The 15,215-nt window shown below is 37.5% G+C and carries 13 protein-coding genes; all 13 read left to right on the forward strand.

Going from position 1 to position 15,215, the window contains the following annotated elements:
• Positions 1-36 precede the first annotated feature (36 nt).
• Positions 37-615 carry a CDP-diacylglycerol--glycerol-3-phosphate 3-phosphatidyltransferase gene (pgsA, locus tag ACIQ38_RS05765; RefSeq protein WP_402819254.1) on the forward strand — a complete coding sequence of 193 codons (579 nt, stop codon included), beginning with the start codon at positions 37-39 and terminating at the stop codon, positions 613-615.
• Positions 616-628: 13 nt separating this feature from the next.
• Complete coding sequence (locus ACIQ38_RS05770) at positions 629-1,876, forward strand: competence/damage-inducible protein A (protein ID WP_402819257.1); 1,248 nt, start codon at positions 629-631, stop codon at positions 1,874-1,876.
• A 214-nt stretch (positions 1,877-2,090) separates the two neighbouring features.
• A complete protein-coding gene (recA, locus tag ACIQ38_RS05775) occupies positions 2,091-3,128 on the forward strand; it encodes a recombinase RecA (RefSeq protein WP_402819636.1) in 1,038 nt (345 codons plus the stop codon).
• Positions 3,129-3,932: 804 nt separating this feature from the next.
• Entirely contained in the window at positions 3,933-5,495 is a 1,563-nt protein-coding gene (gene rny, locus ACIQ38_RS05780) for a ribonuclease Y (protein ID WP_402819260.1), read from the forward strand.
• A 112-nt stretch (positions 5,496-5,607) separates the two neighbouring features.
• Positions 5,608-6,405, forward strand: coding sequence for a TIGR00282 family metallophosphoesterase (locus tag ACIQ38_RS05785; protein ID WP_402819263.1), 798 nt, complete (start codon positions 5,608-5,610; stop codon positions 6,403-6,405).
• 84 nt (positions 6,406-6,489) lie between these two features.
• On the forward strand, positions 6,490-6,756 hold the full coding sequence (locus tag ACIQ38_RS05790) for a stage V sporulation protein S (RefSeq protein ID WP_093060206.1): 267 nt from the start codon (positions 6,490-6,492) through the stop codon (positions 6,754-6,756).
• A 185-nt stretch (positions 6,757-6,941) separates the two neighbouring features.
• Positions 6,942-8,684, forward strand: a complete 1,743-nt coding sequence (locus ACIQ38_RS05795) for a 2-oxoacid:acceptor oxidoreductase subunit alpha (protein ID WP_402819266.1) — start codon at positions 6,942-6,944, stop codon at positions 8,682-8,684.
• Positions 8,684-9,550, forward strand: coding sequence for a 2-oxoacid:ferredoxin oxidoreductase subunit beta (locus tag ACIQ38_RS05800; RefSeq protein WP_402819268.1), 867 nt, complete (start codon positions 8,684-8,686; stop codon positions 9,548-9,550). Before ACIQ38_RS05795 ends, ACIQ38_RS05800 begins: the two co-directional genes overlap by 1 nt.
• Positions 9,551-9,978: 428 nt before the next feature.
• Positions 9,979-11,526: a tRNA (N6-isopentenyl adenosine(37)-C2)-methylthiotransferase MiaB gene (gene miaB, locus ACIQ38_RS05805; protein ID WP_402819270.1), complete on the forward strand. Its 1,548-nt coding sequence runs from the start codon at positions 9,979-9,981 to the stop codon at positions 11,524-11,526.
• Positions 11,526-11,960 (forward strand): YlbF/YmcA family competence regulator, encoded by a 435-nt coding sequence (locus tag ACIQ38_RS05810; protein WP_093262934.1) that lies wholly within the window; start codon positions 11,526-11,528, stop codon positions 11,958-11,960. Before miaB ends, ACIQ38_RS05810 begins: the two co-directional genes overlap by 1 nt.
• A 137-nt stretch (positions 11,961-12,097) precedes the next feature.
• Positions 12,098-13,114 carry a LytTR family transcriptional regulator DNA-binding domain-containing protein gene (locus tag ACIQ38_RS05815; RefSeq protein ID WP_402819274.1) on the forward strand — a complete coding sequence of 339 codons (1,017 nt, stop codon included), beginning with the start codon at positions 12,098-12,100 and terminating at the stop codon, positions 13,112-13,114.
• 119 nt (positions 13,115-13,233) lie between these two features.
• Positions 13,234-14,082: an ABC transporter ATP-binding protein gene (locus tag ACIQ38_RS05820; RefSeq protein ID WP_402819276.1), complete on the forward strand. Its 849-nt coding sequence runs from the start codon at positions 13,234-13,236 to the stop codon at positions 14,080-14,082.
• Positions 14,079-14,786 (forward strand): ABC transporter permease, encoded by a 708-nt coding sequence (locus ACIQ38_RS05825; protein WP_402819279.1) that lies wholly within the window; start codon positions 14,079-14,081, stop codon positions 14,784-14,786. The genes ACIQ38_RS05820 and ACIQ38_RS05825 overlap by 4 nt, the downstream gene beginning before the upstream one ends.
• Positions 14,787-15,215 lie beyond the last annotated feature (429 nt).

Here is a 15,215-nt window from a genome sequence, read left to right on the forward strand (position 1 = left end):
GCTATTTTGTTTTAAAACGAAAGGAGTTACATATTAATGAATATACCGAATCAAATTTCGATGTTCCGTATTTTTTTAATACCGATATTTATGCTTTTTATGCTTGTCCCGTTTAACTGGGGAGATGTTAGTTTTCTTGGAGCGACAATTCCAGTAGGGCATTTGATTGGAGCGATTATTTTTATTATTGCATCAATCACCGACTTTATTGACGGTTACTATGCAAGAAAATATAATTTAGTAACGAATATGGGGAAATTTTTGGACCCATTGGCAGATAAATTACTAGTGTCTGCTGCACTAATTATTTTAGTGCAATTGGGAACAGCTCCAGCATGGGTAGTTATTTTAATCATTAGCCGCGAGTTTGCGGTAACTGGACTGCGTTTAATCCTTGCAAACGAAGGAGAAGTAGTAGCCGCCAACCAACTTGGTAAGATTAAAATGTGGACCCAAATTATTGCCGTTTCGTCTTTATTATTAGGAAATGTATTTTTTGAAATGTTCCATATTCCATTTGATATGATTATGTTGTATGTTTGTTTATTTTTCACTTTATGGTCTGGATTTGATTATTTTTATTTAAATCGTAAAGTGTTGCTTGACTCTAAGTAGGAAGGAAGATCTTATGAAAGCTGAAATTATTGCAGTTGGTTCTGAATTATTATTAGGTCAAATTTCCAATACAAATGCACGATTCATCTCTTCACAATTAGCGGAGCTAGGGATAGATGTCTACTATCATACAGTCGTTGGGGATAATCCTAATCGATTAGTAGATTCTATTAAAATTGCGGAGAATCGAGCAGACTTAATCATTTTTACAGGGGGATTAGGTCCGACGAAAGATGATTTAACAAAAGAGACAATCTCGAGACATTTAAACAAAAATCTCGTGTTGGACGATCATGCATTAATTTATATTGAAGATTTCTTCCGACGCATGAATCGAAAAATGACAGAAAACAATAAAAAACAAGCGCTTGTTTTAGAGGGCTGTACGGTTTTAGAAAACAAGAATGGGATGGCTCCTGGAATGTTTTTATCGACTAAAACGCATTCATATATTTTACTACCAGGTCCACCAAAAGAAATGGAGCCGATGTTCCAATTCGAAGCGAAACCTATTCTTACGAAGCTACTACATAATGAATCGATCATAAAATCTCATGTCATTCGATTTTACGGGATTGGAGAAGCGGAACTAGAAACGGAAGTACAAGATTTGTTGTACAATCAAACGAATCCAACGCTTGCTCCACTTGCTTCTGACGGGGAAGTCACTTTACGATTAACAGCTAAAAGTGAGACAGAAGAAGAAGCTTGGAAATTAATCGATGCCATGCAAACGGAGATCTTCAATCGAGTTGGAAAGTTCGTGTATGGCTATAACAATGATTCACTTGCATCGAAGCTTCGAGATATACTAGTTGAAAATAATTTAACGATCGCTGCAGCTGAAAGTATGACGGCCGGTCTTTTCCAATCGGAACTCTCTGCTGTTTCTGGGATGGGACAGGCATTAGTTGGTGGTATGATTACGTACACGGAAGATATAAAAATAAAGCATCTAGGTGTCAGTGAAAAGACGATTAAAGAATGCAGCGTAGTATCTGGTCAATGTGCAGAAGAAATGGCTATGCGAGTAAGAGAGAAGTTTGATACGAATATTGGAGTCGGGATTACAGGAGCAGCTGGTCCAGACGGGCATGGCGGACAGCCAGCTGGAACCGTTTGGATAGGGATTTCCTTCGACGATGCCGCACCTATTTCTTACAAATTAAATCTATCAGGCATGCGTAATACAAACAGACTGAGAGCTGTGAAGTTTACCATTCATTATTTAATACGCTTGCTGCATGAACGAGGATTGTAAAAATTTAATTTTGAATATAAAAAACGGCCTAAAATTCCATTTTGGGCCGTTTTTATTGACCAAAATGAAATAGTCTCAAAAATGAACGAATAAACGTTCGCTTTTTTCTTGTGTATTTCTCAAAAACCTAGTATAGTAAACATAGAAATAAAAAACAGAGGAACTTTCTAAGGAGGAAATATAATTGGCTAATGATCGTAAAGCGGCGCTTGAGATGGCGCTAAAGCAAATAGAGAAGCAGTTCGGTAAAGGTTCTGTTATGAAATTAGGAGAAAGTACAGACCGTGAAATCTCCACTTCATCAAGTGGTTCTTTAGCACTTGATGCAGCACTAGGAATAGGTGGATATCCAAGAGGACGTATTATTGAAATTTATGGTCCTGAAAGTTCGGGTAAAACAACTGTTGCCCTTCATGCAATTGCAGAAATACAAAAAACGGGTGGCCAAGCAGCGTTTATAGATGCTGAGCATGCCTTAGACCCGGTATACGCACAAAAACTAGGTGTTAATATTGATGAATTATTATTATCACAACCAGATACAGGAGAACAAGCACTTGAAATTGCAGAAGCATTAGTACGTAGTGGTGCAATTGAAATCTTAGTAATTGACTCAGTAGCTGCTCTTGTACCTAAAGCTGAAATTGAAGGAGAAATGGGAGACTCTCATATCGGACTTCAAGCTCGTTTAATGTCACAGGCATTACGTAAGCTTTCTGGTGTTATTAATAAATCTAACACAATTGCTATTTTCATTAACCAAATTCGTGAAAAAGTAGGCGTAATGTTCGGTAATCCAGAGGTTACACCAGGTGGTCGTGCACTTAAATTCTATAGTTCAGTCCGTTTAGAAGTTAGACGCGCAGAAGCGATCAAACAAGGCACTGATATTATGGGGAACAAAACGAAAATAAAAGTCGTGAAAAACAAAGTAGCGCCACCATTTAAAACTGCTGAAGTAGATATTATGTACGGTGAGGGGATTTCTCAAGAAGGAGAAATTGTCGACATTGGTTCAGAGTTTGATATTATCCAAAAAAGTGGTTCTTGGTATGCTTACAATGAAGAGCGAATTGGCCAAGGTAGAGAAAATGTAAAACAATTCTTAAAAGAAAATCCAGCTATTAAAAATGAGATTTCTTTAAAGATCCGTGAGTCTCTTGGAATGGCTGCAAGTTCCTTAACAATCGGCGGGCACGAAGTAGAGGAAGAAGACGACGCAGAGTTTGAATTATTGTTAGATGAAGAATAAAATAAAAAAAGTCTCTCAATTTGAGAGACTTTTTTTATTTTGTGTATATACGCAAAATAAAGAGATTGCGTCGCAGAAGCCGCTGAACCCGGCAACAAGTATTTGCTAGATAGTGGTTGTCGTGTTCGCAGTGGTTATTGTCGCTAACGCTCTTGCCAGGTCTCAAACCGTCATGCAAAATTCCAAAGAATGGCTAAGGGCAATCAAAAAGCAGTTGAAAGCAACTAATTCTACACTGAAAGCAACCAAAATCAGTATGAAAGCAACTAAATTTCAGATGAAAGCAACTAATTTCTTACAATAGCTCTTTACTTGGATTGAGACGACCATGATTTCGACATACTATAGGAATAATATGCCTAAAAGCCCACCGAAACTGCTTAGCCGACATCTGCTGAACTAATTTATCTCGTTCATCCCTTTATTGTTAATACCGAATCCCGATAAGTTAGTTTTTTTCATTGATTTTCGCTGCAGGGCGGCGAAGGCTCATCACTCACCCCACGGAAATCGTCCGTCCTGCAGCGAAAATCACGGCAGACACCTAATAGAGCTCACTAAGACGCATTATCCCTATAAAATAAAGTATATTTTCAGTAAGCTCCGAAGAACACTTGCAATTTATCATAAAAAACGTTGTAAAATCAATAATATTCCTATCGTTTCCTTGACAGAGTATTTTTACATCTATACAATTAAAATTGTATAATTTCTTTATAAAATAATGAAAAGGCAATACATATATGCGGGGTGCATATATGAGCCGACTGAAACTTAAAAAGAATAGCAATAGGGGGTGTTCGAATGCCATTATTGGAAATTATCATCTCCGCTTTGCTTGGTCTAGGTGTCGGTGCCGTTGTTGGTTATAATTATCTAAAAAAAGTGAACGATTCAAAAGTGACTGGTGCGAAACAATCTTCTGCACTCATCTTAGATGAAGCAAAGCGAGAAGCAGAAGCATTAAAGAAAGAAGCGCTCTTAGAAGCCAAAGATGAAACTCACCAATTACGAAATGAAGCAGAATCTGACATCCGTGAACGCCGTATGGAACTGCAAAAACAGGAAAATCGGTTATTACAAAGAGAAGAGAACCTTGATCGTAAGGATGATGCTCTAAACAAGAGAGAAATAGGTCTTGAGCGTAAAGAAGATGCTCTAACCGAAAGACAACAGCATATCGAACGAAAAGAAAGTAAAGTGGACGAGCTAGTTGATAAACAACAAAGTGAACTAGAAAGAATTTCTACCTTAACACGTGAAGAAGCAAGAACAGTTATTCTTCAAGAAGTAGAAAATGAACTAGCTACGGATATCGCTGTCATGACAAAAGAATCGGAAACAAGAGCAAAAGAAGAGGCGGATAAAAAGTCTCGTGAGATTCTTTCCCTTGCCTTACAACGATTTGCGGCGGATCATGTAGCAGAAACAACTGTTTCTGTTGTTAATCTACCGAATGACGAAATGAAAGGTCGTATCATTGGTCGCGAAGGACGTAACATTCGCACGCTCGAAACTTTAACTGGAATCGATCTAATTATTGATGATACACCAGAAGCTGTTATCCTATCAGGATTCGATCCGATACGAAGAGAAACTGCTCGTCTAGCACTAGAAAAATTAGTGCAAGATGGACGAATTCATCCAGCTCGTATTGAAGAAATGGTAGAAAAATCGAGAAGAGAAGTAGATGAACAGATTCGAGAAATCGGAGAACAAACTACATTTGATGTAGGCGTTCATAATCTACATCCTGACTTGATCAAGATTCTTGGTAGACTACGTTATCGTACAAGCTATGGTCAAAATGTCTTGAAGCATTCAACAGAAGTAGCGGTTTTAGCTGGTCTACTTGCTGCTGAACTTGGAGAAGATGTGACACTGGCAAGACGCGCAGGATTACTTCACGATATTGGGAAAGCAATTGACCACGAAGTAGAAGGAAGTCATGTGGAAATTGGTGTCGAGCTTGCAACGAAGTATAAAGAGCATCCAGTCGTTATTAATAGTATTGCTTCTCACCACGGTGACACTGAAGCTACATCAGTTATTGCTGTATTAGTTGCAGCTGCAGATGCCCTATCCGCAGCACGACCTGGTGCAAGAAGTGAAACATTAGAAAACTACATTCGTCGATTAGAAAAACTGGAAGAAATTTCAGAATCCTATGATGGCGTGGAAAAATCTTTTGCGATTCAAGCAGGAAGAGAGATTCGTATTATGGTGCGTCCAGATCAAATTGATGATATTACTGCTCATCGTTTGGCAAGAGATATTCGTAAACGAATCGAAGAAGAACTTGATTATCCTGGTCATATTAAAGTAACGGTTATTAGAGAAACAAGAGCTGTAGAATACGCAAAATAGTTCAGACTGTTGAGAAACGCTGAAACAGCCATTTATTATTTCGTATGTTAGTATTAAGAAAAAAGGCTTCGAAATGAAGCCTTTTTTTCGTTAAGGAAGTGGATGAACAATAATGAAGATTTTATTTATAGGGGATATCGTTGGTTCAATTGGTAGAGACACATTAGAAAGTTATTTACCAAGATTAAAAAGAAAATATAGTCCAGATGTTGTCATTGCAAATGGTGAAAATGCTGCGGCTGGTCGAGGCATTACGAAGAAAATTTTTCAAGACTTGCTACATATGGGAGTCGACGTTGTAACGATGGGTAACCATACGTGGGATCAAAAAGAAATTATGGATTTTATTGATGATACGGATTATTTGATTCGTCCTGCCAACTTTTCGGAAGATGCACCGGGCAAAGGAATGACGTCCGTTACGAAAAATGGGCATACGATTTCGGTTATTAATATGCACGGAAGAACATTTTTGCCGCCACATGATGATCCTTTTAAAAAAGCGACAGAGCTAGTAGAAGAAGCGAAAAAATTATCACCAATCGTTTTCGTTGATTTCCATGCAGAAGCAACAAGTGAAAAAATTGCTTTTGGATGGCATCTAGATGGCAAGGCTTCTGTTGTTGTAGGGACGCATACGCATGTACAAACAGCCGATTCTCGTATATTGCCAGGGGGCACAGCGTATATTACAGACGTTGGGATGACGGGTCCTTATGATGAAGTTTTAGGGATGAAAAAAGAAGATGTTCTATACCGTTTTCAAACAAATATGCCGACTCGTTTTGAAGTACCGAAAAATGGTCGCTCCGTGTTAAGTGGATTTTTCGTAGAAGTAGATAATTCTACAGGGAAAGCAATTTCTCAAGAACGTGTTTATATTAATGAAGACTACCCATTTCAAGGCTAAAAAGTCTAAATAATCCCCGCGTAGCATAAGGTAGGTTATGGACGAAAGCAAGTTCATAATCTAGCTATAAAAGGAGAAATGATAGTGGATTCTTTAAAAGTATCTTCACGTTCTAACCCAAATTCAGTTGCTGGAGCACTTGTTGCAGTAATTAGAGAACAAGGGTATGCAGAGATGCAAGCAGTAGGGGCAGGTGCACTAAATCAGGCGATTAAAGCAATTGCTATTGCAAGGGGATTTGTTGCACCTAGTGGTACAGACTTAACTTGTTCACCTGCTTTCACGGATATTATTATTTCGGGTGAAGATCGAACTGCTTTGAAGTTGTTAGTAGAGAAAAAGGTAAAATAACCGTGAAGTCGCTACTGATTGTTGTAGCGACTTCATTTTATTTTTCGTATATATTGTGACGAATTCGGTTCCGTCAAAGGTCTGATTTTGAAGGAAAATATATTGAATACATAGTGAATCGTACTACTTCATGGTAAACTAATGAAAGTAAAAAGCATTCAACGAGATAGTAAGGAGATGTTTATATGTTGCAGCAGCTTTCTTGGAAAGTAGGAGGGCAGCAAGGAGAGGGTATTGAAAGTACTGGGGAAATTTTCTCTATGGCGATGAACCGCCTGGGATATTACTTATACGGATACCGTCATTTCTCTTCTCGAATTAAAGGTGGACACACAAACAATAAAATCTGTGTACGTCCTACACAAGTACGTACAATTCCAGATGATTTAGATATTTTAGTAGCATTCGATCAAGAAACAATAGATGTAAACTACAAAGAACTAACAGAAAAAAGTGTTATTTTAGCAGATGCAAAGTTTTCACCGGTAGCACCAGAAGATTGCGTTGCTCCAATGTATATCGTGCCATTTACAGAAGTTGCTGCAGAGCTAGGCACATCGCTAATGAAAAACATGGTCGCAATTGGGGCTACTTCTGCACTATTAAATTTAGATAAAGCAGTTTTCCAAGAAGTTGTAGATGAAATATTCGGTAAAAAAGGGCAAGAAGTCGTTGAAAAGAATATGCAAGCCATTCAACAAGGCTTTGATACAATGGCGGAACAACTAGGTGACCGTTTAGGTGAATGGGAGCTTATTCCTGCAGACGGGCAACATCGAATGTTTATGATTGGGAATGATGCAATCGCACTTGGTGCTTTAGCGGCAGGTGTACGTTTTATGGCGGCATACCCGATTACACCAGCTTCTGAGATTATGGAGTACATGATTAAAAAGCTGCCGTTATTTGGTGGAGCAGTTATCCAAACAGAAGACGAAATTGCTGCTGCTACAATGGCAATTGGATCTAACTACGGTGGGGTTCGGGCATTTACTGCTTCTGCAGGTCCTGGATTATCACTTATGATGGAAGCAATCGGCTTATCTGGTATGACAGAACAACCACTTGTTATTATCGATACGCAGCGTGGTGGTCCATCGACTGGACTTCCAACGAAACAAGAACAATCGGATCTTATGCAAATGATTTATGGTACGCATGGGGAAATTCCGAAAGTGGTTATAGCACCAAGTACTGGAGAAGAAGCATTTTTTGATACAATTCAAGCTTTTAATATAGCAGAAGAATTGCAACTGCCTGTTATCATTTTATCTGATTTGCAACTATCTCTTGGTAAACAAACTGTGGAACCATTTGATTATTCTAAAATCGAAATTCGCCGTGGTAATTTAGTAAACAATGAAGAAATTCCAGAAGCAGAAGATAAATCATACTTCAAACGCTATGAAGTAACAGAAGATGGCATTTCACCACGTGTACTACCTGGTACAAAACATGCCATTCATCACGTAACTGGTGTAGAACATGATGAAACAGGAAAACCTTCAGAAGCAGCGTCTAACCGTAAAGCGCAAATGGACAAGCGTATGAAAAAACTTCAACATGTAAACTTTAACGAGCCAGTTTATGTAAACGCACCTTATGAAGAAGCAGATATTTTATTCGTAGGATTCAACTCTACTAGAGGTGTATTAGAAGAATTACAGCAAACACTGATTGCACAAGGAATGAAAGTGAATCATGCACATATTCGCCTGATCCACCCATTCCCATCAAAAGAAGTGCAACCGCTCGTGACAAATGCGAAAAAAGTAGTCGTAGTAGAAAACAATGCAACAGGCCAACTGGCAAATATTTTAAAAATGAATGTTGGCGGTCACGATAAAGTAATTAACGTATTGAAATATGACGGAACACCATTCTTACCATTACAACTAGAAAAACAAGTAAAGGAGCTGCTTAACTGATGGTAACATTTAAAGATTTTCGTAATAATGTAAAACCAAACTGGTGCCCAGGATGTGGTGACTTTTCTGTTCAAGCAGCTATTCAACGTGCGGCAGCCAATGTCGGCATTCAGCCCCATGATTTAGCGGTAATTTCAGGAATCGGTTGTTCTGGACGTATTTCAGGTTATATTCATTCATATGGTTTCCATGGTATTCACGGACGTGCTTTACCTATTGCACAAGGTTTAAAAATGGCAAATAAAGGTCTACACGTTATCGCTTCTGGCGGAGACGGAGACGGATTTGCTATCGGTATTGGCCACACGATTCATTCGATTCGTCGTAATATCGATCTAACTTATGTTGTCATGGACAACCAAATTTATGGTTTAACGAAAGGCCAAACTTCTCCACGTTCAGCAGAAGGATTTAAAACGAAATCAACACCAGGTGGAGCAATCGAGCCTTCCCTTAAACCACTAGAACTAGCACTTACTTCTGGAGCTACTTTTGTTGCACAAGGGTTCTCATCTGATATTAAAGAACTAACAGCAATCATTGAAGCAGGTATTAACCATAAAGGTTTTGCCTTCATCAATGTATTCAGTCCTTGCGTAACATACAATAAAGTAAATACGTATGACTGGTTCAAAGAAAACTTAACGAAGCTTTCCGATGTGGAAGGATACGACCATACAAATCGCGAACAAGCAATGCAAGTTGTCATGGAAAATGAAGGATTAGTGACAGGAATCATTTATCAAAATGAAGATGCACCGTCCTACCAAGAACAAGTTCCTGGCTACGCACCAACACCACTCGTAGACCAAAACTTGAAGATGAGTGAAAAAGAATTTAATACATTGTTACAAGATTTTATGTAATGACTTAAGAGCTATCCACGTTTGTGGATAGTTTTTTTATTGTATTGAAAATGATAAAGTAGACCATTTGATTTGCAATACTGCTACTCAGAATAGTAAATCGCAAGATAGGGCTTCCGAATCGCAAGATAGAGTGTCAAAATCACAAGATAAGAAGTCGGTATCACAAGATCCACTCTCAAAATTGTGAATCGCAAGATAGAGTGCAAAAATCGCAAGATAGGCAGCTCGAATCGCAAGATAGGATGTCAAAATCGCAAAATCCCCACATCTACAATACAAACTCCAATATTTCCTCACCGAATATTCTTTCTTATGTCCAATTCAGTACTTTTAAGCTTTATACCTTGTGACGAGTGGATACTATTCAGTATAATAGGGTGATGGATGTTCGTGTTTGTTACGAATGAAAGAAAGGAGCGTCTTCTATGAACGAAGAATCGCGTTTACAAAGTACACAAGTAAAGGAACCTAATTCTCCGGACAAAAAATCCGAGAAGGATTATAGCCAATATTTTCAATCAGTTTATACTCCACCATCTTTAAAAGAAGCTAAAAAACGGGGTAAAGAAGAAGTTGCCTACCATAATGATTTTGCGATCCCTGAGCAATTTAAAGGGATGGGGCAAAACCGTAAATTTTTTATTCGTACGTATGGCTGCCAAATGAATGAGCATGACACGGAAGTGATGGCAGGTATTTTCATGCAACTTGGATATGAACCTACCGACACAGTGGATGATGCAAATGTTGTTTTACTCAACACATGTGCCATTCGTGAAAATGCGGAAAACAAAGTATTTGGTGAGCTAGGTCACTTAAAACATTTAAAACAAAATAATCCAGATGTATTGATCGGTGTTTGCGGATGTATGTCCCAAGAAGAATCCGTTGTCAATAAAATATTAAAAACTTATAACCAAGTAGATATGATTTTCGGAACGCATAATATTCACCGCTTACCTAATATTCTAAACGAAGCATACCTTTCAAAAGAAATGGTCGTAGAAGTTTGGTCTAAAGAAGGCGATGTTATTGAAAACTTACCACGAGTGAGAAAAGGTTCGATCAAAGCTTGGGTAAATATTATGTACGGTTGCGACAAATTCTGTACATATTGTATCGTTCCTTACACGCGAGGCAAAGAACGTAGCCGTCGCCCGGAAGATATCATTCAAGAGATTAGACATTTAGCTGCACAAGGCTATCAAGAAGTGACGCTACTTGGTCAAAACGTAAATGCTTATGGAAAAGACTTCGAAGACTTAGATTATCGCTTTGGTGATTTAATGGATGATCTTCGCAAAATTGACGTAGCGCGTATTCGTTTCATGACAAGTCACCCTCGAGACTTTGATGATCATTTGATCGAAGTACTTGCTAAAGGTGGAAACTTGGTCGATCATATCCATTTACCAGTGCAATCTGGATCTTCCGACATTTTAAAAATAATGGCTCGTAAATATTCAAGAGAGCATTATTTAGAATTAGTTCGTAAGATTAAAGTGGCTATTCCAAACGTTTCCTTAACAACGGATATTATTGTTGGATTCCCGAATGAAACAGATGAGCAATTTGAAGAAACAATGTCTTTATATAAAGAAGTAGGATTTGAAATTGCTTATACGTATATTTATTCGCCACGTGAAGGTACTCCAGCTGCCAAAATGGTCGATAATGTACCGATGGAAGTGAAAAAAGAACGTCTACAACGTTTAAATAAATTAGTTAATGATATGTCAGCAGAAGCTATGAAAAAATACGAAGGTCAAGTGGTGGAAGTGCTAGTAGAAGGGGAAAGTAAAAATAACCCAGATGTACTGGCAGGATATACACCAAAAAGTAAGCTAGTAAACTTCGTTGGACCAAAAGATATTATTGGTAAGCTCGTACAAGTGAAAATTACAGATGCTAAAACATGGTCACTTACTGGTGAATTAGTAGAAGTACCAAATGAGCAAAAGGTGGGAATATAATGACTACTAAATATACAAGAGACGATATTATTGAAAAAGCAAAAGAAATCGCTACAATGATTGCCAATACAGAAGAAGTAGATTTCTTTAAACGTGCAGAGGCACAAATCAACGAAAACCAAACAGTGCGTGAAAAAATTGCTAGTTTGAAAAGCTTGCAAAAACAAGCAGTAAACTTTCAACATTTAGGAAAAGAAAAAGCACTAAAAATGATTGAAGGAAAAATTGAAGCAATTGAAGCAGAAATTGACGATCTTCCAATCGTGCAAGAGTTCAAGCAATCACAAGGTGATGTAAATAGCCTACTACAATTAGTAGCAAACTCAATTTCTAATAACGTTACGAACCAAATTATCGAAGCAACAGAAGGCGATTTACTAAGAGGCGAAACTGGCTCGAAAGTCAAAAATACGACATACGATAGTTGTTCATAATAAGTAACGAGAACATGTAGGAAGCCTAAAATGGTTTCTTGCATGTTCTTTTTATTTTGCGAAAGAACGCCTTCATTTCTATCTATAATTGCTGATATAATTAAAATGTTAAGAATAATAGAAATGAGGATATATGAATGTCTTTGAATTTTTTGCAAGCCGAAAAACATATACATGATACAATCGTTTTTCCGGCTTTCGATTTAACTATACATACTGGGGAAGTTGCAGCAATTTGTTCGAATGTGAATGTAAGGGAGCAGCTCATAGATATTTTATTAGGAAAAAAATTATTATCAAATGGAGAAATCCAATATGTTGACTCCAAAAAGTTAGCATTCTTTTTCCTTCATGAGGGTTTACACGAACGACTTACAGTGCAAGAGTTCCTTAAATTTTACCACCAATTGTATCAATCCACCCAAACGATAGAGGACGTTACTCGTTTAGTGCAATTGGACGCAAAGAAAAACAAAAAAATAAAAGATCTTACATACTCCGAAAAGAAACGTGCACAGCTTGCATACATACTGATTCAAAACGCGCAAATCTACATAATGGAAGAACCAGATCAAAACTTAGACGCGGAATCAAAACGTATTTTGATCGCCGTGTTAAACGAACTTCGAAAATTGCAAAAAACAGTACTTGTCTTAACAAGTCATTTGGAAACAGCAGTAACTGTTGCAGATAAAATTATTCGTTTGGACGACAAAGGAATGCATGAAGTGCAAACGGAAGAAGAGAATCAAGAAGAAGTACAAAATGAAACAATCACCCAAAATGAAATCGAAGAAAAAATCGTTCAACCGATTCGATTTGAAAAAATTCCAACAAAAGTAAACGACAAAATCGTGTTATTTGATCCACCAGAAATTGACTATATTGAAAGTACAGAAGGGCAAACTTTTTTACATATTAAAGGAGAAAATTTTCCTTGTACTTTTACGTTAAATGAATTGGAAGAGAGATTATTGCCATTCGGATTTTTCCGTTGTCACCGTTCTTACATTGTCAATTTACAAAAAGTAAGGGAAGTCATCACATGGACGAGAAATAGTTATAGCCTCGTACTCGATGATGCTTTAAAATCGTCCGTTCCATTATCTAAAACGAAAATGGCGGATTTAAAGGGAATGTTGGGCCTCAAATAAGCTCCATTCACCCCAAAAATGACTCCTTTCACGGGAAATATGATGTTTTCCATATGAAAACCGCTTAATGTTAGGTGTGTAGAAACGAAACAGGCAACTAACAATTTAGGAGGATGAAAATGGAAAACGCGATTGAAGTAAAAGGTTTAGCAAAATACTTTGCTAATTTTAAGGCGATTGAGGGAGTCGATTTTGAAGTAAAAAAAGGAGAAATTTTTGGCTTTCTTGGTCCAAGTGGATCGGGAAAAACAACTACTATTAAAATATTAACTGGTCAACTAGATCCGACAGAAGGAGAAGCATTTGTTTTTGGTGAAAATGTTTCCCATTTAAAAAATCCGAAAGCTCGCAAACGTTTTGGTGTATTAACCGATAATAGTGGCCTTTATGGAAGATTGACCATTTATGAAAATTTAAAATTGTATTGCGAGCTATATGACCTCCCACTTTCTAAAATTGATGAGGCGCTAGGATTCGTTAATTTAAAAGAAGAAAGCAAGAAAAAAGTGTCTACTTTATCAAAAGGGATGACACAGCGTGTCGTGTTGGCTAGGGCAATTCTTCATGAACCTGAGCTTCTATTTTTAGATGAACCAACATCTGCACTGGATCCTGTGAATACACTTCATATATATGAAGGATTGCGTGCGCTCAATAAAAAAGGTACGACCATCTTTTTAACGACACATGATATGCAAGAAGCAGATACACTGTGTAATCGCGTTGCCTTTTTAAATAAAGGAAAAATCCGCTTGCTCGATCAACCAAGCAAGTTAAAGAAGCAATATGCGGATGCTACCATTACGGTGGAACTTACGAATGAAGAAAAAATACAACTCTGTAAAGATGCAGCAGGAGCAGAAGAAATGTACCAACTAATGAAAGAAAACCGTGTAGTAACAGTACATTCCAATGAGCCAACATTAGGAGATATTTTTGTGAAAGTAACGGGAGGGGAATTAGTATGACATTTTCATGGAAGCGTGTGAACGCAATACTTCAAAAAGATTTTAAAGATTTTTCAAGAAACTCAGCTGTATCCATCATCATTTTTTTACCTATTATTTTGGCGGCAATATATGGGCGGATGGGAATCGATTTGATTCAAACCCATTTTATGAATATTAATATGGCCTTTGCGATGGTAGGGACATATGTGCAATGTTGTTTAATAGCAGAAGAAAAAGAGAAGAACACGTTACGAGGACTTATGTTATCACCGGCAAGTACACTCGAAATTCTTAGTGGGAAAAGTTTATTAACGTTCGTATTAACGATTGTTGTTGTGTTTTTTAGTGCTTATTTATCCGAATATAGACCGGCGAATATGGCGATTGTAGCATTGGCTGTTGTTTTATCAACCTTATTTTATATTGGAATGGGGACGTTATTAGGACTTGTAGCAAAATCTGTCATGGAATCATCTGTGATTGTGCTTCCGGTTATTGGGATATTCACGATGGGGTCATTTGTAACTGCATGGACAGAAAAGTATCCAATATTAAAGGTGGCGGAATTTTTACCGAATATCCGACTAATTGAGCTGGCAGAAGAAGTAGAACTAGGAGCAAGTTTAGTTCAAGTGCTTCCAAACCTAGGTATTATCGCTGTTTGGATTATTGCTATCTTTGCATTGACTGTCGTTGTTTATCGAAAACGTATGGTAGATTAAGGATAATAGACTTAATTGCTTTATTAACAATGTCGATTTGCTAAAAACAACAAATATTATCTAGTTTTTCAATTGTGGGAATCCAGTAAATGGATTAGGGCAAGTAATTGGTCAGTGAGAGCAACTAATCTCATTCCCAAGGCAACTAAATCAACATGAAAGCAACCAAATCACACTTGAAAGCGACTAATTCCTAAAATAACAAAGTTTACTTGGAGTGAGACATCAATGGCTGTGAGCCGTTTTTATAAAGTTGTGTGCACCGCTTGAAATGTCACGCATTAATAAATTGATATTTTTCTCTATAAATAAGAACTGATATTTTACTCTATAAAATATGTTGCAAGCGGATGAAGAAATTTTAATCCCCCGAAGTTTCTTCTGCTTGCCAAATGGTAAAGGAGTTATGCAAATGAATCGTCCAATTTA

Origin of the sequence: Psychrobacillus sp. NPDC096389, from assembly GCF_044762855.1 — a bacterium.
Classification (GTDB): domain Bacteria; phylum Bacillota; class Bacilli; order Bacillales_A; family Planococcaceae; genus Psychrobacillus.